Genomic DNA, 18,335 nt, shown 5'->3' on the forward strand with positions numbered 1-18,335 from the left:
TGATCGCATGACACTCCACCCGACATTCGACATCGAAACCGCAGAGCGCGGCATCGAGGCGGCCTTTCCGGCCGAAGAGTTTGCCGAAAGGCAGGCGCGCGCCCGCGCCGCCATCGCGGAAAGCGGTCACGAGGCGCTGATCGTCATCGGCCCGGAAACCATCTACTGGCTGACCGGACGCCAGACGGCCGGCTATTTCGCCTTTCAGACGCTCGTCCTACCGGCGGTCGGCGAGCCGGTGCTGCTGGTGCGCCAGCTCGAACTGTTCGGCACGCTTGCCAATACGTTCCTCTCCGATATCGTGACCTACCAGGATGCCGACAATCCGGCCGAAGCGCTGGTTTCGCTGCTAGAGCGGCGCGGCATCGCACATCCGGCCATCGAGCTTTCCGGCTGGTTCCTGTCGCCCAAACTTGCCGGCGAGATTGCCGAACGGCTGGGCGTGGCGGCCCTTGCCGATGGCTCGCAGATCCTGCCGCCACTGCGGATGATCAAGTCGCCGGCCGAACTTGAGGCGATCCGCCACGCGGCGCGCTATGCGCAGGCGGGCATGATCGCTGGCATCGAAGCCTGTGCGCTTGGCGCCGATGAAAATGCCATCGCCGCCGACATGCTGCAGGCGGCAACCCGCGCCGGCTCGGAAGTGATGGCCATGGAACCGCTCGTATCGTCGGGACCGCGCAGCGGCCTGCCGCACATGACCTGGCGCCGCCGGGCCCTGCAGGCGGGCGATCCGATCTTCCTCGAACTTGCCGGCAGTCATGCGCGCTATCATGCGGCACTGATGCGCACCGTCTGGATGGGCTCAGCCCCCGACGAGGCGCAGCGGATGATGGATTGTTCGCTGAGGGCACTGGATGCGGCGATTGCTAAGATCAGGCCTGGGGCCACCTGCGCCCACATTCACGATACGGCGCAGGCGGTGATCGACGCTGCCGGCTATACGGCCGCCTTTCGCAAGCGCATCGGCTATTCGATGGGCGTCGCCTTTGCGCCCGACTGGGGCGAGGGGGCAATCCTCAGCCTGTTTTCGAACGTCACCCGCATCATCGAACCGGGCATGGTCTTCCACCTGCCGGCCACCTTGCGCAGCTACGGGCACTGGACCGTCGGCGCCTCCGAAACGGTCATCGTGACCGAGACCGGCGCCGAACCGCTCTCCACCCTGCCGCGCCACCTCACTATCCGCTGATTTTCCATCCACCCCGACAAACGGAGCATGCCATGCGTTCCCTCTTTCACCTTGCCTACCATGTGACGGATCTCGATGCGTCACGCCGCTTCTACGGCGACATCCTCGGCTGCGAGGAAGGCCGCTCGACCGACACCTGGGTCGATTTCGATTTCTTCGGGCACCAGATCTCCCTGCATCTGGGCAAGCCCTTCGAGGTTACCCGCACCGGCAAGGTTGGCGACCACATGGTGATGATGCCGCATCTCGGCGTCATCCTGCCGCTGGACGACTGGTTTTCGCTGGCCGAGCGTCTCGAAAAGGGCGGCATCGCCTTCGACATCCCGCCGGTCGTACGCTTTGAAGGCGAGCCGGGCGAACAGCGCACCATGTTCTTCTTCGATCCGAGCGGCAACCCGATCGAGGTCAAGGGTTTTAAGGATTTCGACGGCGTGTTTGCCCGCTGAGGCGGCAAAGCGCCCACCAAGACGTCATCCTCGGCCTTGTGCCGAGGATCTGCCAAAGGCCAATAAAATCACTAGGTTGAAGATGCTCTGGCCAAGCCCGAGCATGACGTAAGATGCGCAAGGCTTTTTGTCAGCAGTCTGAGCCGGGCAGATCCATGATCTGCCCGGCTCTTTCATGCGCAGGACGTTCACCCGTCCGGGCGGGCGGGCGAGATAGGGCGTAAAAAGGCTTTCAGAACATCGAGGGCGAGGTGGTGATGAGCTCGTTGCCCTTTTCACCGATGATGATGATGTCCTCGTAGAAGGCTGCTCCGACGCCATCGAGCGACAGGAAGGCCTCGACGCCGAAGACCATGTTTTCCTCAACCACGTCGTCGGCCAGGGACATGGTGGTGGAAATGCGCGGCAGCTCGAACCCGAGACCGACCCCGTGGCCGTAAAACGGGAAATTCTTCATGATCGGTGAAATCGACCCGCCAAAGGCTGCGGTCATGCGGTCGCCTTCGGCGGCAACGTCGAGCAGCTTCGCGCCGGGGCGCAGCATGTCCGACAGGCGGTGCACGATGCCGCTTGCCGCCTCGATCAACCGCTTCTGCTCGCCATTGGCCGGCCCCCTGACACCGGTGCGGCCGGGATCGAGGTAATAGCCCTGGTAGAGCGGGCCATGCAGCGTGCCGGTCACCATGTCGCCCATGGCCGGGACGTCCTCGCTATAGCCGGCCAGCGGAAACCGCTGGTCGAATCCGAGAGTGTCGCCGTGATTGGTGCCGATCATCTGGATGCGCCCGCCGCGGGCAACGACGACGCGGGCCGCTTCGCCGGCCGCCTCGCGCTCCGACAGACCGCCGACCAGGCCTTCCATCAGCGCATTGATGCCGAGCGTCGCGGTCTCGCCGGCATAGCGATAACAGTCCAGCTCCCGCGTGCTCTTGATGCGGCGCACGCTGCGCACGAGGTCGTCGGCCGGTATCCATTCGATCCCCGGCGCGATGGCTTCCAGCTGCCGGTAATACTTGACCGGGATGAAATTCGTGCCGACCAGCGCCACCCGGCCCGTGACGCCACGCGCGACAAGCGCTTTTGCCACGCTTTCGAAGGGATGGTTGCTCGTCACCACATCCTCGATGGCGACGAGGTCATGGCGGACTTCCGGCTCGTCGATATGCAGCTGCGGCGCGCGGCCCGGCTGCAGGATGACGCCGGCGAAGGAGCGGGCGGTCCAGATCAGCGAATCCATTCCGCCGCTGATCGCATAGTGGTTGGAGAGATAGAGAACGTCGCCGCAATTGTCCGTGGTGCCGCCACCGCGACCGAACACAACGGCCGTCTCGAAGCCGCGCCGTGCGATCTCCTCCTGGACCCGGGCCCAGCGCGTTTCATACTCTTCAAGGGGAAAATAGGGTTGCATGCGTCACTCCGAATGCGGCCTGATGGCGGGCTTCAGCCCGGCCAGGATGCTGGCCAAGGCGGTGCCCCGTGGATCGCGCCCGCGCCCCTGCAGCTTGACTTATCGAAGGGCTGGACGCATTTCGTATTTCGGTACACCGGCTGTATCCTTCCGTCAATCGTGATTGGAACGGTCACAATGCAGTTTCTGTCACGGAAGGCGCGCGACGGCCTTTTCGCTTAAAATTTAGGCTTCCGGTGTTTAATCCCTGCGCTCTTCGTCCATTATTTGACCGTTAATTTGTTGAAAATGCTACTTGAACTCCAGTGGTATACTGAATAGGCTTGGTGTACCGAAATTGATGACGGAGCTTTTGACGTGCAGGCGCCGACCATTCGGCGCCCGGCACCAGGAAGACGATGGATATGGATCTCGATACAAAGACTGTCGCTGCAAGCCATGGGCGGGCCTTTCCGATGAAAGCGGGGCAATATGCCCGGATCGTCAACACGCATGGCAACCAGGTGGTCGACACCTGGGCGGTGGCCGAAAACGATGTCACCGAGACCGCGGCGATGGATCATACGCGCTCGGTCAACAGCAATATCTTCCTGACGCAAGGCATGCGCATCATGTCCTCGCGCCGCCGGCCGATGCTCACGATGGTGGCCGACAGTGGAGGCGTGCGGCACGATACGCTTCTGTGCCCCTGCAGCCGCGAACTCTACGAGCAGCTCGGCTGCACGGAGCCGCACCGCAGCTGCACCGACAATTTCCACGAGGCGCTGGCGGAGCTCGATCTTGCTGTGCCGTTCACGCCGGCCTCCCTCAATCTCTTCATGAACGTACCGGTCGAGGCCGACGGCACGGTGGACCGCCTGCCGCCGGCAACGACGGCAGGCGACATGGTCGTCCTGCGCGCCGAGATGGACCTTACGCTGGTTCTGTCGGCCTGCCCGCAGGACCTTACCCCGATCAATGGCGCCGCCCGCACCCCGAAGGATGTCGCGGTCGTCATCACAGACGCCTATGATGAGGAACATGCCCGATGAGCGCACCGCTTCTGAGCTTGCGGGAGATCCGCAAGAGTTTCGGCGACAACGAGGTGCTGAAGGGCGTTTCGCTCGACGTGACAGCGGGCGAGGTGGTCTCGATCATCGGCGCCAGCGGTTCGGGCAAGAGCACCTTCCTGCGCTCGATCAATGCGCTGGAAATGCCGCAGTCGGGTTTCATGGATTTCGAGGACATGTCCTTCGACTTCCGCCCGGAATCGCGCTTCTTTCCCAGCCAGACGCAGTTGCAGGCATTGCGGGCGCGCGTCGGCATGGTGTTCCAGAGCTATAATCTCTGGCCGCACATGACAGTGCTCGAAAACGTCGTGCACGCGCCGGTCAAGCTCCTCAAAATCCCGCGCGCCCAGGCGATCGAGGAGGCGGAGGCGCTTCTGGCGCGCATCGGCCTGTTCGAAAAGCGCCACAGCTATCCGGGCAGGCTTTCCGGCGGCCAGCAGCAGCGCGTCGCCATCATCCGCGCGCTCGCCATGAAGCCGCGGCTCATGCTGTTTGATGAAGTCACCTCCGCGCTCGACCCGGAGCTGGTGCATGAGGTGCTGGTCCTGATGGCCTCGCTTGCCGCCGATGGCATGACCATGCTGCTGGTCACGCACGAGATTGCCTTTGCCCGCGACGTCTCGTCCCGCGTCGTCTTCTTCGACAAGGGTGTGATGGCTGAAACCGGCTCGCCGGATATTCTGCGGCACCCCGAAAGCGATCGCTTGCGCCAGTTTCTCCACCGCATTCTTCACGACGAACTTCCCCGCTCGGGCGAAAGCGACAGCAAAGGTTTGACGCAATGAACGGGTTTCTCGAGGATCTGCAAACCTACGGACCCGGCTTCTGGGACGCGGCCCTGACCGTCTTCGGGCTGACGATCCTGACGATCGTCGTCAGCTGGATCTGCGGCCTGCTGGCTGCGCTCGGGCAAAGGTCGAAATGGCGGGCCGTGCGGGCCACGTCCGCCTTCTACATCTGGTTCATCCGCGGCACGCCCCTGCTGATCCAGGTGTTCATCATCTATTTCGGCCTGCCGCAGATCGGCATCCGGCTCTCGCCCTTCACCGCCGGCGTTCTGGCGCTTGGCATCAATAGCGGCGCCTATATCGCCGAAATCATCCGAAGCGGTCTCTCGGCCATTCCGAAGGGCCAGGCAGAATCCGCGCTTGCCCTCGGCTTCAGCCCGGGAGAAACCATGCGCAGCATCATCCTGCCCCAGGTGGTACGGATCATTCTGCCGTCGCTCACCAACGAGGCGATCTCGACGCTGAAGAACACCTCGCTTCTCTCCGCCATCACCGTGGTCGAACTGACGCTCTATGCGCAGACGCTGATTGCCATGACGTTCCGGCCCTTCGACTTCTACATCGCGGTTGCGCTGATCTATCTCGCGCTGACGACCGTGCTTACCCAATTGGCCTCCTGGCTGGAGCGCCACTACAAGATGCAATCCTGACAGGAAACCACTCAAGGACTGCACCTCCACCCGTCCATTCCGGCCTTAACCAGGCAGGCAATACACTCTCATAACAAAGGGAACTGACAATGAAACGCAGCAGTTTTTTGGGTCTGGCTTTCGCGGCATTTGCCACGCTGGTCACGCATGTTCCGGCATCGGCCGCCGAGCTGGAATTGCTTCATCCGGGAAAGCTCATGGTGGCAACGGAGGGCACGTTCCCGCCGTTCAACATGCGCGCCCCCAATGGCGAGCTTGACGGGCTGGAAATCCGGCTGATGACCGAGATCTGCAAGCGCCTCGGCCTGAAATACGAGCCGGTGCTCATCAAGTGGGATTCGCTTCTGATCGGTCTTCAGGCCGACCAGTACGACATGACGAGCGATTCCATGGACATCACGGCAGAGCGCCAGAAGAAGGTGACCTTCGCCGATGGCTGGCTGGAATCGGGCGGCGTCATCCTGGTGCCGAAGGGCTCGACCATCAAGTCCGTCGACGACGTGAAGGGCAAGCGCGCCGGTGCGCTGGTCTCTTCCACCTTCGCCAAGATCGGTGAAGACAAAGGCGCCGTCGTGAAGGGCTACAAGGCCGAATCCGACGCGCTGCAGGACATGGCGAACGGCAATCTCGACCTCGTCATCACGGACGCGATCGCCGCCGGCTATGCCATCAAGCAGTCGAAACTGCCCTTCGAAATGCTGCCGGAATATGTGAGCCACGTTCAAAAGGGCTTTGCCATCAAGAAGGGCAAGCCGGAACTGGTCAAGGCCATCAACAAGACGCTCGCCGAAATCGTCGCAGACGGCACCTACGCCAAGATCACCACGGACCTCGTCGGCTTCAACCCGGCGCCGAAGGATCCGATCCGCAGCGTGGAATAAGAGCCGGTTACGGTTCAGGTCGACCCGTCAAAAACAAGCCGCCGGACTTTTGGGTCCGGCGGCTCTTTTGTGGTCCAGGCAAATGCGTGGTGGATCAGAACTTCACGGTGAAGTTCGAGCGCAGCCAGACGGTCGGGTCCTGGCCCTGCGTCGTGGCGTTGACCATGAAGGAGGCGGTGCCGCCGGCCACGTCGAATTCGGCGCCGATACCGCCGCGAACCCAAAGCTGCTTCAGGTCCTGGCCATCAATGGAGAAGTCGCTGACACCGATCAGCGTGCCGCTGGTGGCAGCGGCATGATCCTCGAACTGGTAGCTCACTTCGCTCTTGGCCAGAAGGCGAACCGTATCGCTCATCGGGCGAACGAAATCGGCACCTAGGCGCAGGATCGTCGAATGATCGCTCGTGGCGTCATAGCTCACCGGGAAGGATCCGTTCTCTTCCGTATAGGCATCGACCTTGGTGCGCGCGTAGGAGAGGCCCGCATAAGGCGTGATGTCGGTCTCGGCGAGCGTTGCCGCGTTCAGCCAATCGACACGGATCTTGGCGCCCCAGGTATCGGCATTGGTGCTGCCATTGGAGTAATCCTGGGCAGACCCGTTGAGATAGCCGCGCGCCGTATCGATGCTGGCGTGGCTGAAATAGCCGCCGACGGTGAGGTAGAGGTTGGAGCCCATATTGGCCGACACTTCCGGCGACAGGTAATAGCCCGTCTGCCGGACCGAGCCGCCGGCATCGAGATCCTGGTTGGAATAGGTGCCGCCAACGGAGAAGCGGGCGGTGACGCCATCGGCAATGCCATAGGCAAGGCCGAACTCGCCGAGCGCCAGACCACCCTTTGCCGTCTCGCCATTGTCATAGCCGCTGTCCACCGTGCCCCAGGCGGACCGTTCGCCAAGACCGAGCAGGTTGCGCATGGGATTGCCCTGCGCGCCGAACATGATGGTGTTGGCGCTCGACACACTGTTCTGCACGGTGTTGCTGCCAACCTGGACAAGGGTCGGGTAAAACTCTTCTGCCGTCACGATGCCGCCGGAGCGTGCGACGTAGACGTCATTGTCGCTGGTCGTGCCGATCACCACTGAGCCATCGTCGGAAACAAAGTCGGCTGTTGCGGTCGTGTAGTCAGCCGTCACGCCGCTTTCTGCAAGCCAGGCCTCGATCGACACCATGCCGGTTTCTTGCGACCAGCGGAAGCCGTGAGTAAGGTAGTCTGCGGTTTGCGACGAGCCCACGACATAGCGGCCATCGGCGCTCACATCCGCTGCCCAGGATTCGATACCGCCGTTCACAACACCGAGGTCGGTCAACTTGTCTGTCGCCGCGGACGCGACGTAACGATAGGCGTGGATATGGCCGTCGCTCAGGGTGGCACCGCCCACCAGAACATCGCCATCATCCGACATGGCCGACAGGTAAATATTCGCATTCTGGGCCAGCGATCCGATATCCTGCATTCCGCCGACAGATGTCCAGCGGAAGACATGAGACCACGAGTTGTCGTCTACCCCTCTTCCCGCGACGACCGTGCCGTTGCCGCTGACAAGACTTGCTTCAGATTGAACGTAGAACTGCGGATCGATATCCGTGACCTGATTGTTCGCCAGATCCCAGATCATTGCATGAAAACTGTAATCCCCGTCGGTTCTCAGCAATGACCCGGCGACGGTAGATCCGTCCCGACTGATGGCGAGGCCCTGGGTGGCATAATAACCGGACGCGGTTGGCGCATCCGTCCTCACCCCCCCGACCAAGGTGGACGCTACCATCACACTAACGCTGTCTTGCATTTTGTAATAGGAGCCGACCATGATGCCATTATCGCTGACACCCGTAACAGAGGCGCTGTTGGAGGCTTCAGACGTGACCACCCCACCTTCAGCTGTCCAACTGAAAACATAGTATTTATCTTGTTCGGTGTCGTGATATTCTCCGACGACGGTCTTGCCGTCGTTGCTCATGTGTCCCGACACATTATTGGCCGTCGCCGGCAGCGGAATGTCGGTGACTTCACCCGTCGTGGTGGACACCACCTTCATGCTGCCTGGGACGGGCGCAGCGCTCCTCTCTTCGTCATCCCACCCGCTGCTATAGACCAGATAGGTCGAACCATCTGCGCTCAAGCCGGCAAGAACATTATCCGCATACGGCGCGGCGAAAGCATTACCACCCCATACGAGTGCCATTGCAAGATAAGATGCCGTACGAACAAAGCGTCTTGATATCAATTTATTGATGCTCCCCATCAGAATTTCCCTCTCCATTAAAGGTTGATTATATTCGCAAATCGGAAACTGTATCACATTCGATTTCAACCGGGCTAACAAATGGAAAACGTCGCATCAACACCGAATAAGGATCTGTTTTTCTTTTCGTTAAGGCGTTGCATGGAAACAATACTCGCCGCACTTGCACGCCTTGGAGGTTCGACGTTTTGCCTGCGGCATACAGCCGAATGGCGGCAGCCACCCCAAAAATATGCACGTTCTGGATGTACGCCGCCCGCCACGACTTCTCGCCCTCGCGGACCCTTGCGCCTTTACCGGTACGAGTGGTCTCTTGCGAATCGCCGGAAGAGGTTTGCGGAACGCACCTGCCCATCCGAATGCATAAAAACTGACCTCCCTGCGGGCTGAAATGTCTTGACGATGCGCAAGAATGCAGGCGGCGTGGGCATATGGAGCCTGAGTCGGCTGGTTTCCTTGTGAAATTTCAATTTCACCAAAACTGGCACGAAATCTGCGTCTCTTCCTGCGACTGGGATCAACCCAGCAGCATCCAGAAGAGGGAACGAGATGACTGCGACTTCAAAACAGGTGTTTCCATGGAAGGGTGCCGTGCCGCGCCTGAAGCGGACACTGCGCATCGGGGCAACGGCATTCACACTGGCAGCCTTGAGCGTCGGCACAGCACTTGCCGCCGGCACGCTGCGCATCGGCATGACCGCATCCGACATTCCTCTGACCACCGGCCAGACCGACCAGGGCGGCGAGGGGCAGCGCTTCATGGGCTATACGGTCTATGATGCGCTCGTGGAATGGGACCTCACCAGCGCCGACAAGCCCTCCGGCCTCGTGCCGGGCCTTGCCACGTCCTGGGCGGTGGATGCCACGGACAAGACGAAATGGACCTTCAAGCTGCGCGATGGCGTGAAATTCCACGATGGCAGCGCCTTCAATGCCGAATCGGTGGTGTGGAACCTCGACAAGCTTTTGAAGCAGGACGCGCCGCAGTTCGACAAGCGCCAGTCGGCGCAGGGCAAGTCCCGTATTCCCGCCGTTGCCAGCTACAAGGCGGTCGATCCGCTGACGGTCGAAATCGTCACCAAGGTTCCGGATGCGACGCTGCCCTACCAGCTGAGCTGGATCCTCATGTCCTCGCAGGCCAATTGGGAAGCCCAGGGCAAGAACTGGGATGCGGTGGCGCAGAAGCCGTCGGGCACCGGCCCCTGGATGATCGAAAGCGGCTTTACCCCGCGCGAACGCGTCGAGATGACGCCGAACAAGGCCTATTGGGACACCAAACGCGTGCCGAAGCTCGACAAGCTCGTGCTCATTCCGCTGCCGGAGCCGAACACGCGCGTCGCGGCGCTGCGGTCCGGCCAGGTCGACTGGATCGAAGCGCCGGCGCCGGATTCGGTTGCCTCGCTGAAGGGGGCCGGCTTCAATATCGTCACCAATGCCTATCCGCATAACTGGACCTGGCATTTTTCGCGGGTCGAAGGCTCGCCGTGGAACGATATCCGCGTGCGCAAGGCCGCCAACCTCGCCGTCGATCGCCAGGGCATCAACGAGCTGCTCGGCGGCCTGTCCATTCCCGCCGAAGGTTTTTTGCCGCCCGGCCACCAGTGGTTCGGCAAGCCGGCCTTCAAGCTCGACTACAATGTCGAGGCCGCAAAGAAGCTTATGGCGGAAGCCGGCTACGGGCCGGACAAGCGCATGAAGACGAAGGTCATCATCTCCTCGTCCGGCTCGGGGCAGATGCTGCCGCTTGCCATGAACGAATATATCCAGCAGACGCTCGCCGAAATCGGCATCGACGTGGAGTATGAGGTCGCCGACTGGAACACGGTCATCAACATCTGGCGCGCCGGCGCCAAGGATGCGAGCGCCAAGGGTGCGACGGCCATCAACTATTCCTATTTCATCCAGGATCCCTTTACCGGCCTCATCCGTCACCTGCAGTGCAACCTTGCTCCGCCGGCCGGCACCAACTGGGGCTATTACTGCGATCCGGACATGGACGCGCTGTTCGACAAGGTGCGCAACACGTTTGATGCCGCCGAACAGGACAAGGTTCTGCAAGCGATCCACGAGAAATACGTCAACGACGCGCTGTTCCTGATGGTCACGCATGACGTTGCCCCGCGTGCCATGTCGGCGAAGGTCAAGGGCTATGTCCAGGCGCAGAACTGGTTCCAGGACTTTTCGCAGATCACCATGGATCCCTGATCCGCAACGTTCCTCCTCCCACAAGCGCCTGCGCCGGATTGTCCGGCGCAGGCGTCCAACCGCCACCCTCAATCACCGGAACGGATAGACACCCATGCTCGTCTATGGCCTGAAGCGACTGCTGCACGTCATTCCCGTCGCCTTCGGGGTCAGCGTCGTCTGTTTCATGCTGATCCATATCGCGCCCGGCGATCCGCTGGCGGCGATCCTTCCCTCGGATGCCTCTGCCGAACTGCAGGCGCAGATGCGCAGCTTCTACGGGCTCGACCGTCCGCTCGTGGTGCAATACGGGCTCTGGATCTGGCGGGCGCTGCACGGCGATCTCGGGGTCTCCATCGCAACCGGCCGGTCCGTCAGCGGCGAGATTGCCGCAGCCTCGCTCAATTCGATCATCCTTGCGCTCGCAGCCACCCTTATCGGCTTCACGCTCGGTTCGCTCCTCGGCTTCCTCGCCGGCATCTTTCGCGGCGGCATCATCGATCGCATCGCCTCGGGCCTTTCCATGCTCGGCGTCAGCGTGCCGCATTACTGGCTGGGCATGGTGCTCGTCATCGTCTTTTCCGTCCATCTCGGCTGGCTGCCGGCCATGGGCGGTGGGCCGGGCGGCTCGGACGGCCGTGCCGTCGGCTGGGACTATATCCGCTACCTCGTGCTGCCGGCGATCACCATGTCGGTCATTCCGATGGGTATCATTGCCCGCACCATCCGCTCGCTGGTCGCCGATATCCTGTCGCAGGATTTTACCCAGGCGCTCGCCGCCAAGGGCCTGATGACGCGCCAGATCCTGCGCCACGTCATCCGCAATGCCGCGCCGACCGCAATTTCCGTCATGGGCCTGCAACTCGGCTACCTGCTCGGCGGCTCGATCCTCATCGAGACGGTATTTTCCTGGCCGGGCACCGGCTTTCTGCTGAACGGCGCCATCTTCACCCGCGACCTGCCGGTGCTGCAGGGCACGATCCTGGTGCTTGCCATGTTCTTCGTCCTGGTCAACCTCATCGTCGATGTCGTGCAGGGCACCATCGATCCGCGCATCCAGAGGAGCTGAACCGATGGCCGCCATCATCACGCAGGAAACGACACTTCCCCGCGCCAGCATCGCACGCTCGCCGGGCTACTGGAGCGGCGTCGCGCGCCGCCTGTCGCGCGATCCCGTCGCCCTCATCGCGCTTGGCCTCATCGTGCTTCTGGTGGCGATGGCCATCCTTGCGCCATACCTTGCCCCCTACGATCCGACCAAGGCGAGCATGATCCGCAGGCTGAAGCCCGTCGGCACGCCCGGTTACCTCCTCGGCACCGATGAACTCGGCCGCGACATGCTCTCGCGCCTCATCTATGGCGCGCGCCTGTCGCTCATCATGGGCGTCGTCCCGGTGCCGGTCGCCTTCATCATCGGCTCGGCCATCGGCATCATCGCCGGCTATCTCGGCGGCATCACCAACACGCTGATCATGCGCACGGTGGATGTCTTCTATGCCTTTCCTTCCGTCCTGCTCGCCGTGGCCCTGTCGGGCACGCTCGGCTCGGGGCTTGGCAATGCGCTCGTATCGCTGACGGTGGTTTTCATCCCGCAGATCGCCCGCGTTGCCGAAAGTGTCACGACCCAGGTGCGCCGCCTCGATTACGTCGATGCTGCCCGCGCTTCGGGTGCGAAAGGCCACACGATCATCCTCGTCCATGTGCTGGGCAATGTTCTGGGGCCGATCTTCGTCTTTGCCACCAGCCTGATTTCCGTGTCGATGATCCTTGCGTCCGGCCTGTCCTTTCTCGGCCTTGGCGTTCGCCCGCCGGATGCGGAATGGGGGCTGATGCTGAACACGCTGCGCACCGCAATCTACGTCAATCCACTGGTCGCAGCCCTTCCCGGCGTGATGATCTTCCTCACCTCGATCTGCTTCAACCTGTTTTCCGACGGTCTCCGCTCAGCCATGGATGTGAAATCATGATGGATGCTGCCACGCCCCTGCCGCTTGCGTCGGACGACCCGCGCGATCGTGGCGGCCCCGCCCAGCCGCTGGTCTCCGTGAGAGGTCTCGTGCGGCATTTCCCCGTCAAGGGCAGCGGCTTCCTGAAGCCGAAGAAGGTGGTCTCCGCCGTCGACGGCGTGGATTTCGATATCCTGAAGGGCGAAACGCTCGGCGTCGTCGGCGAAAGCGGCTGCGGCAAGTCGACCACGGCCCGGCTTCTGATGCAACTCATGCGGCCCGACCGCGGCGAACTGCTTTTCGACGGCGAAAGCGTCGGCGAGACGCTGCCGCTGCGCGACTATCGCCGCCAGGTGCAGATGGTGTTCCAGGACAGCTACGCCTCCTTGAACCCGCGTCTCACCATCGAGGATTCCATTGCCTTCGGTCCGCGCGTGCACGGTGTGTCGGCCAAGGTGGCGATCGGGCGCGCCCATGATCTTCTGCACCGCGTCGGACTGGAGCCCGGCCGCTTTGCCGGGCGCTATCCGCATGAGCTCTCCGGCGGCCAGCGCCAGCGCATCAACATTGCCCGGGCTCTCGCGCTCGAGCCGCGCCTTGTCATCCTCGACGAGGCGGTGTCGGCGCTCGACAAATCGGTGGAGGCGCAGGTGCTCAACCTGCTGCTCGACCTCAAACGCGATTTCGGCCTCACCTACATGTTCATCTCGCATGATCTGAATGTGGTGCGCTTCATGTGCGACCGCGTCATGGTGATGTATCTCGGAAAAGTCTGCGAGATCGGCCCGCGCGATGCGATCTTCGACGCGCCCGGCCATCCCTATACGGCGGCGCTTCTCGCCTCCATGCCCAAGATGGACCCCGGCGAGCGTACCCTGGTGCCGCCGCTGTCGGGCGATCCGCCCAATCCCATCGACCCGCCGCAGGGCTGTCGGTTCCATCCGCGCTGCAGCTTTTCCGAGGACATCTGCACGCGGGTAACGCCAAGGCTCGTGACAGGGCTTGCGACCGGACAGAGCCAGCACGCCGCAGCCTGTCTCATGCGAGACCCGGGCGCGCTGCACAGCCGCGCCCCAGCCCTTGAGGAGGCCTGATCGTGGCAGACCCGATGATCGATATCGACAATCTGAGCGTCACCTTCAACCGGGGCCGCAAGCCGGTGAAGGCGGTGAACGGCGTCAGCCTCAAGGTCAAGGCCGGCGAGGTGGTGGCGCTTCTCGGCGAATCCGGTTCGGGGAAAAGCGTCACCATGCGCTCGCTCCTGCGCCTTCACCCGAAAGGCACGACGATTACCGGCCGCATGCGGGTGGCGGGCCAGGACGTGACGGAGCTATCGGCGCGCCAGATCGCCGATTTTCGCGGCGCCGTCACCTCCATGGTGTTCCAGGAACCGCGCCTGGCGCTCGATCCGGTCTACACGCTCGGCCAGCAGATCACCGAAACGATCATGCGCCATGAGAGGATTGGCCGTCAGGCGGCGTTCGAACGGGCGCTGAAGCTGTTTGAGAAGGTACGCATTCCCTCGCCGGAACGGCGCCTCAAAACCTATCCGCATGAAATGTCCGGCGGCATGCTGCAGCGGGCAATGATTGCCATGGCGCTCGCCTGCAATCCGAAAGTACTTCTGGCCGACGAACCGACCACGGCGCTCGATGCGACCGTGCAGATCCAGATCCTGCTTCTGATCCGCGAACTCCAGGCCGAATACGGGCTCTCCGTCATCTTCGTCACACATGATATCGGCGTTGCGGCCGAAGTCGCCGACCGTATCGCGGTGATGTATGCGGGACGGATCGTCGAAGAGGGGGCCGTGGCCGACATCATCCGCGATCCGAAACACCCCTATACGCAAGGCCTGCTCGGTGCGCGCGTCGAGCTTGCCGGCGAGCGCGACCGGCTGGTGACCATTCCGGGCGCTCCGCCGGATCTTACCGACATGCCGAAGGGCTGCGCCTTCGCGCCGCGCTGCGTCCGGGTGATGGATGTCTGTGGAAACACCGTGCCGCCGCTCATCGGCAAGGGAGAGGCAGGCCAGGTGGCCTGCCTGCACTATGCCTAGAGTGGCGCAGAGACGATCGGCAAGACGGATGCAGGCCGTGCGCATCGCGGCGGCTTCTGCCGGATGACTGAGATCGTGCTCATCAATCCCAACACGTCCGCCGCCACGACGCAGATGATGACGAGCATCGTGCGCGCCTCTCTTCCGGCCTCTCTGACGCTTCTGCCGAAGACGGCACGCCACGGCGTGCCGATGATCGTCAACAGCCGGGAACTGAAGGATTCGGCCGCGGGCGTCGTGGAGCTGGCAATCGAATGTTCCGCCACGGCCCAAGGCTTCCTCGTTGCAGCCTTCGGCGATCCGGGCGTAAAAGAGCTTCGCGCCATTGTGAATGTTCCGGTCCTCGGGCTCTGCGAGGCGGGCATGCAGGCGGCGGCGGCCGGCGGCCGGCGCTTTGCCATTGCAACCGTCACGCCCGATCTTGTCGATGATTTTGCCGCAAAGGCCGCGGAACTTGGCCTGTCCGACCGCTATCTCGGCACGCGCCTGACCTCAGGCGACCCAAGGGGGCTTGCATCCGACCCGCATGTCTTGCAACAGGCTCTGGAACAGGCCGTGCGCCAGTGCTTCGAGCTTGATCGGGCCGACGCGGTCATCATCGGGGGAGGGCCGCTCGGGCAGGCGGCCGAAGCGCTGACGGCCCGCTTTGCGCGTCCGGTCATTGCGCCGCTTCGCGCCGCGGCGGAACGGATGGCAGCGCTTGCTGCTGGTAGGGGCGCCTGAGGACGGCGGGCACCGAGGCGTGGCCGGCCGGCTGCAGACGGGGAGGGGAATGTGCCTAGGGAGAAATCATTTCTGACGCGGGTGCGCCAGCTGCTGCCGGAGCTTCATCCGGCCGAGCGGCGGCTTGGTGAACTGATCGCCGATTTTCCAGGCGAGCTTGCGAGCTATTCGGCGCAGGAGCTGGCAGCCCTTGCGCATGTCTCCAAGGCCACCGTCTCGCGCTTCGTGCAACGGCTGGGCTATGAGAATTACGAGGCCGCGCGCCGCCATGCGCGGATGGAAGGCCAGACTGGCTCGCGGCTCTTTCTCGACACCGCACAGGATGCCGGCCTGCGCCGATCGGTGAGTGCCCATGCCGCACAGGGTCAGCGCAATATCGAGGAAACCTTTCGCGCCATCAGCGACGCGCAGGTCGATCTCATTGCGCAGGCGCTACTGAAAGCCCGCAAGGTCTGGGTCATCGGCTTTCGCAGCAGCCACCCGTTTGCCGCCTATCTGCAATGGCAGCTGACGCAGGTGATCGAAGACATCCGCGCCATTCCGGGAAGCGGTGAAACGATGGGCGAACATCTGGCAAGCCTGAGGCCCGAGGACGTGGTGATCCTGTTTGGCCTGCGCCGCCGGACCACCAGTTTCGAGCCGCTGGTCGAGCAGATCGTGCGCGCAAAGGCGACGCTTCTTTATATCAGCGACGAAGGTGCCCCGTTCGACAAGCGCGCCACCTGGCATCTGTCCTGCTACACGCAGGCGCCGGGACCGCTGTTCAACCACACCGCCGTCATGGCGCTCACGCATCTCCTCATCACCCGCTGCATCGAAAAGGCCGGCGCCCAGGGCCGCAGGCGCCTCAGCCGCATCGAATTCCTGAACGACAGCCTCGACGAACTCTGACGTCCATCGATCCGGCGTCAGCTTCCGTCATGAACCTGTTCCCCCAGCCGTGCACGCAAGGCCGCATTGTCTGCTTCCAGTTCCGCCAGACGCTGGCGAAGCGGAACGATCGCGCGCTCGACCTCATCCTCAGTGTAGCGTGGGGTGATGTGCTGCGGGCAATTCCAGTCGAACGCTTCGAGCCGAAGCTTGAAGATGCGCTCTGCCCGGCCTTTGTAGGTCTCGTCGGATACGAGATCCGTCAGCGCCTCGTCGGCATCGAGTGTCAGTCGCTCGACATGCGCATAGATCTTGAGCCGGGCGCGGCGGGGATAGTCCATCAGAAACAGGCATGCCCGGTCATTGGCCGAAAAATTGCCGGCACTGATATACTGACGGTTGCCGCGGTAATCGGCAAAGGCGAGGGTTTGCTTATCGACCACCTTGAGGAAGCCGGCCTTTCCTCCGCGGTGTTGCACATAGGGCCAGCCGGTTTCGGAGACGGACGCCATGTAGAAACTGTCCCGCGACGCGATGAAGGCCACCTCGGCATCCGTCAGCGCGTCGGAGGGGCGGTCATGCGGGCCCAGCCAGATTTGCTCGACCCCCATCTCCGCCTGCGCGGCCCTGACGCTCGGTGTCACGGCGACCTCGAGAAAATGATAAGGCATGTCCGATCTCCCTTGCCGGCGGCTTGCATCACAGTGCAATGCAAGCCCGGCCCCGTCCAGTCCGCTTTGCACGCGCTGGCTAAAACATCCGTGGCGGTCGAAGGCAGGTCCTATTCCTGAAGCGCCCAGTCCGCGACCTGCCAGCGCAGGTCTCCCCGGTCCTTGATGACGCGCCCGAGCCCTGGGAAAGGCATGTGCGTGGCGGCAATCAGCGCACCTTCGGAGGCAGCGCGAGGGAAGAAGCGGTCACGCATCGCCTTGGCGGCAGCCGGATCCTGTTCGAAGAGGAAGAACACGTCGGTCGCGCCGGGATGGACGACCGGGAAGATCATGTCCGACACCATGATCAGGCTCTGCCCGCCATCCTCGACACGCACGCCGATATGGCCCGGCGTATGGCCGGTGAGGTCGACGATCGATACGCCACGGATGATCTCGCGCTCGCCGTCGATTGCCTGCAGCCGCGGATAAAGCCGCACCACGTCTTCCGCCATCTTGAAACTGGTCTGCAGATAATCGGGGGCGCCACTGCGCTTGGCCGGATCGGTCCAGTGCTTCACGTCCCGGCGATCGATGTAGAGCTCCGCCTTGGGATAGATGGTCTTGCCGCCGAGGATCAGGCCACCCATGTGGTCCTGATGCAGGTGGGTGACGATGACGGCATCGATCTTGTCCGGCGTGAGGCCGAGGCTTTGCAGTGCCTGTGGCAACTTTCCGGTCTGTCCGATCGAGCCCGCAGCACCGGCATCGATCAGGATCCGGCGTTCCCCATCCTCGACGAGATACTGGTTGAAGAGGAACCGCACGCCGCTCTTGCGGGCGGTAAACTGCGCGGTGGCGGCCTTTTCCACCTCGGCCGGGCTGCGCCCCGGAAAGTAGTCGTAGGGCATATCGGCATAGCCGTCCGTCAAGGCCGTCACGGTGAAGCGGCCAATGCGGATCTGCGCAAGCGGCGTGATCCCGGCCGGCGCGACGGCGGCCGGCTGCACCGCAGCTGTTGCAGGGATCGCTGAGGTGAGCGCCGTTGTGAAAAGGCCGCCTCCGAGGAGGCCAAGCGGCAGGGCGCCGGTAAAGGCACGACGTGAAAGTTGCGGCATGATCGTTTCCTCCCGATGGGTCGATGATGAGGGTGCTGGTGAACGTATCGGCCGGGTCCGGAGCGTCTTCAGGGCCACCCCGGCACTCAACCCCTGGCTTCATCATCATGGGTAAGGCGGTTTGCG

17 protein-coding genes are annotated in these 18,335 nt (G+C 62.8%); 13 read left to right on the top strand and 4 right to left on the bottom strand.

Features of this window, described 5'->3' with window-relative positions:
- The first annotated feature begins 7 nt into the window (after nucleotides 1-7).
- Nucleotides 8-1,192, top strand: coding sequence for a M24 family metallopeptidase (locus J2858_RS17980; protein WP_210106212.1), 1,185 nt, complete (start codon nucleotides 8-10; stop codon nucleotides 1,190-1,192).
- A gap of 32 nt (nucleotides 1,193-1,224) precedes the next feature.
- Nucleotides 1,225-1,638, top strand: a complete 414-nt coding sequence (locus J2858_RS17985; protein WP_210106213.1) for a VOC family protein — start codon at nucleotides 1,225-1,227, stop codon at nucleotides 1,636-1,638.
- 232 nt (nucleotides 1,639-1,870) lie between these two features.
- Here the strand turns inward: J2858_RS17985 and J2858_RS17990 are convergent, their stop codons facing one another.
- Nucleotides 1,871-3,046 (bottom strand): M24 family metallopeptidase, encoded by a 1,176-nt coding sequence (locus J2858_RS17990; protein WP_210106214.1) that lies wholly within the window; start codon nucleotides 3,044-3,046, stop codon nucleotides 1,871-1,873.
- Between the two features lie 404 nt (nucleotides 3,047-3,450).
- On the opposite strand from J2858_RS17990, the gene J2858_RS17995 reads away from it, so the two are divergent.
- From J2858_RS17995 to J2858_RS18010, 4 genes are all read left to right on the top strand, one after another.
- Complete coding sequence (locus J2858_RS17995) at nucleotides 3,451-4,077, top strand: DUF1989 domain-containing protein (protein ID WP_210106215.1); 627 nt, start codon at nucleotides 3,451-3,453, stop codon at nucleotides 4,075-4,077.
- On the top strand, nucleotides 4,074-4,880 hold the full coding sequence (locus tag J2858_RS18000; RefSeq protein WP_210106216.1) for an amino acid ABC transporter ATP-binding protein: 807 nt from the start codon (nucleotides 4,074-4,076) through the stop codon (nucleotides 4,878-4,880). The genes J2858_RS17995 and J2858_RS18000 overlap by 4 nt, the downstream gene beginning before the upstream one ends.
- Nucleotides 4,877-5,533 carry an amino acid ABC transporter permease gene (locus J2858_RS18005; protein ID WP_210106217.1) on the top strand — a complete coding sequence of 219 codons (657 nt, stop codon included), beginning with the start codon at nucleotides 4,877-4,879 and terminating at the stop codon, nucleotides 5,531-5,533. Before J2858_RS18000 ends, J2858_RS18005 begins: the two co-directional genes overlap by 4 nt.
- Nucleotides 5,534-5,622: 89 nt before the next feature.
- Nucleotides 5,623-6,414 (top strand): transporter substrate-binding domain-containing protein, encoded by a 792-nt coding sequence (locus J2858_RS18010; protein WP_210106218.1) that lies wholly within the window; start codon nucleotides 5,623-5,625, stop codon nucleotides 6,412-6,414.
- Between the two features lie 94 nt (nucleotides 6,415-6,508).
- Here the strand turns inward: J2858_RS18010 and J2858_RS18015 are convergent, their stop codons facing one another.
- Nucleotides 6,509-8,536, bottom strand: coding sequence for an autotransporter domain-containing protein (locus tag J2858_RS18015; RefSeq protein ID WP_210106219.1), 2,028 nt, complete (start codon nucleotides 8,534-8,536; stop codon nucleotides 6,509-6,511).
- A gap of 672 nt (nucleotides 8,537-9,208) precedes the next feature.
- Between J2858_RS18015 and J2858_RS18020 the strand changes: the two genes are divergently transcribed.
- The 7 genes from J2858_RS18020 to J2858_RS18050 all read left to right on the top strand — a co-directional run bounded on the left by J2858_RS18020 (nucleotide 9,209) and on the right by J2858_RS18050 (nucleotide 16,462).
- The gene (locus J2858_RS18020) at nucleotides 9,209-10,864 is read left to right on the top strand and encodes an ABC transporter substrate-binding protein (protein WP_432443370.1); all 1,656 of its coding nucleotides are present in this window, start codon (nucleotides 9,209-9,211) and stop codon (nucleotides 10,862-10,864) included.
- Between the two features lie 94 nt (nucleotides 10,865-10,958).
- Complete coding sequence (locus tag J2858_RS18025) at nucleotides 10,959-11,912, top strand: ABC transporter permease (RefSeq protein ID WP_210106220.1); 954 nt, start codon at nucleotides 10,959-10,961, stop codon at nucleotides 11,910-11,912.
- Nucleotides 11,913-11,916: 4 nt separating this feature from the next.
- Entirely contained in the window at nucleotides 11,917-12,810 is an 894-nt protein-coding gene (locus tag J2858_RS18030) for an ABC transporter permease (protein ID WP_210106221.1), read from the top strand.
- Nucleotides 12,810-13,883: an ABC transporter ATP-binding protein gene (locus tag J2858_RS18035; protein WP_432443373.1), complete on the top strand. Its 1,074-nt coding sequence runs from the start codon at nucleotides 12,810-12,812 to the stop codon at nucleotides 13,881-13,883. The genes J2858_RS18030 and J2858_RS18035 overlap by 1 nt, the downstream gene beginning before the upstream one ends.
- Nucleotides 13,880-14,848, top strand: a complete 969-nt coding sequence (locus J2858_RS18040) for an ABC transporter ATP-binding protein (protein ID WP_210106343.1) — start codon at nucleotides 13,880-13,882, stop codon at nucleotides 14,846-14,848. Before J2858_RS18035 ends, J2858_RS18040 begins: the two co-directional genes overlap by 4 nt.
- Before the next feature lie 63 nt (nucleotides 14,849-14,911).
- Entirely contained in the window at nucleotides 14,912-15,571 is a 660-nt protein-coding gene (locus J2858_RS18045; RefSeq protein WP_210106223.1) for an aspartate/glutamate racemase family protein, read from the top strand.
- 51 nt (nucleotides 15,572-15,622) lie between these two features.
- A complete protein-coding gene (locus J2858_RS18050) occupies nucleotides 15,623-16,462 on the top strand; it encodes a MurR/RpiR family transcriptional regulator (RefSeq protein WP_210106224.1) in 840 nt (279 codons plus the stop codon).
- A 17-nt stretch (nucleotides 16,463-16,479) separates the two neighbouring features.
- Here the strand turns inward: J2858_RS18050 and J2858_RS18055 are convergent, their stop codons facing one another.
- Both J2858_RS18055 and J2858_RS18060 read right to left on the bottom strand, forming a co-directional pair.
- Entirely contained in the window at nucleotides 16,480-17,112 is a 633-nt protein-coding gene (locus J2858_RS18055) for a pyridoxamine 5'-phosphate oxidase family protein (protein WP_210106225.1), read from the bottom strand.
- A 110-nt stretch (nucleotides 17,113-17,222) separates the two neighbouring features.
- Nucleotides 17,223-18,209 (bottom strand): MBL fold metallo-hydrolase, encoded by a 987-nt coding sequence (locus J2858_RS18060; RefSeq protein WP_210106226.1) that lies wholly within the window; start codon nucleotides 18,207-18,209, stop codon nucleotides 17,223-17,225.
- Between the last annotated feature and the right edge of the window lie 126 nt (nucleotides 18,210-18,335).

Origin of the sequence: Neorhizobium galegae (assembly GCF_017877135.1) — a bacterium.
GTDB classification, from domain to species: domain Bacteria; phylum Pseudomonadota; class Alphaproteobacteria; order Rhizobiales; family Rhizobiaceae; genus Neorhizobium; species Neorhizobium galegae_A.

Bases quoted from the DNA above. Each gene is read 5' to 3' on its own strand.
- J2858_RS17980 (WP_210106212.1), top strand. From the start codon at position 8: ATGACACTCCACCCGACATTCGACATCGAAACCGCAGAGCGCGGCATC.
- J2858_RS17985 (WP_210106213.1), top strand. From the start codon at position 1,225: ATGCGTTCCCTCTTTCACCTTGCCTACCATGTGACGGATCTCGATGCG.
- J2858_RS17990 (WP_210106214.1), bottom strand. From the start codon at position 3,046: ATGCAACCCTATTTTCCCCTTGAAGAGTATGAAACGCGCTGGGCCCGG.
- J2858_RS17995 (WP_210106215.1), top strand. From the start codon at position 3,451: ATGGATCTCGATACAAAGACTGTCGCTGCAAGCCATGGGCGGGCCTTT.
- J2858_RS18000 (WP_210106216.1), top strand. From the start codon at position 4,074: ATGAGCGCACCGCTTCTGAGCTTGCGGGAGATCCGCAAGAGTTTCGGC.
- J2858_RS18005 (WP_210106217.1), top strand. From the start codon at position 4,877: ATGAACGGGTTTCTCGAGGATCTGCAAACCTACGGACCCGGCTTCTGG.
- J2858_RS18010 (WP_210106218.1), top strand. From the start codon at position 5,623: ATGAAACGCAGCAGTTTTTTGGGTCTGGCTTTCGCGGCATTTGCCACG.
- J2858_RS18020 (WP_432443370.1), top strand. From the start codon at position 9,209: ATGACTGCGACTTCAAAACAGGTGTTTCCATGGAAGGGTGCCGTGCCG.
- J2858_RS18025 (WP_210106220.1), top strand. From the start codon at position 10,959: ATGCTCGTCTATGGCCTGAAGCGACTGCTGCACGTCATTCCCGTCGCC.
- J2858_RS18030 (WP_210106221.1), top strand. From the start codon at position 11,917: ATGGCCGCCATCATCACGCAGGAAACGACACTTCCCCGCGCCAGCATC.
- J2858_RS18035 (WP_432443373.1), top strand. From the start codon at position 12,810: ATGGATGCTGCCACGCCCCTGCCGCTTGCGTCGGACGACCCGCGCGAT.
- J2858_RS18045 (WP_210106223.1), top strand. From the start codon at position 14,912: ATGACTGAGATCGTGCTCATCAATCCCAACACGTCCGCCGCCACGACG.
- J2858_RS18055 (WP_210106225.1), bottom strand. From the start codon at position 17,112: ATGCCTTATCATTTTCTCGAGGTCGCCGTGACACCGAGCGTCAGGGCC.
- J2858_RS18060 (WP_210106226.1), bottom strand. From the start codon at position 18,209: ATGCCGCAACTTTCACGTCGTGCCTTTACCGGCGCCCTGCCGCTTGGC.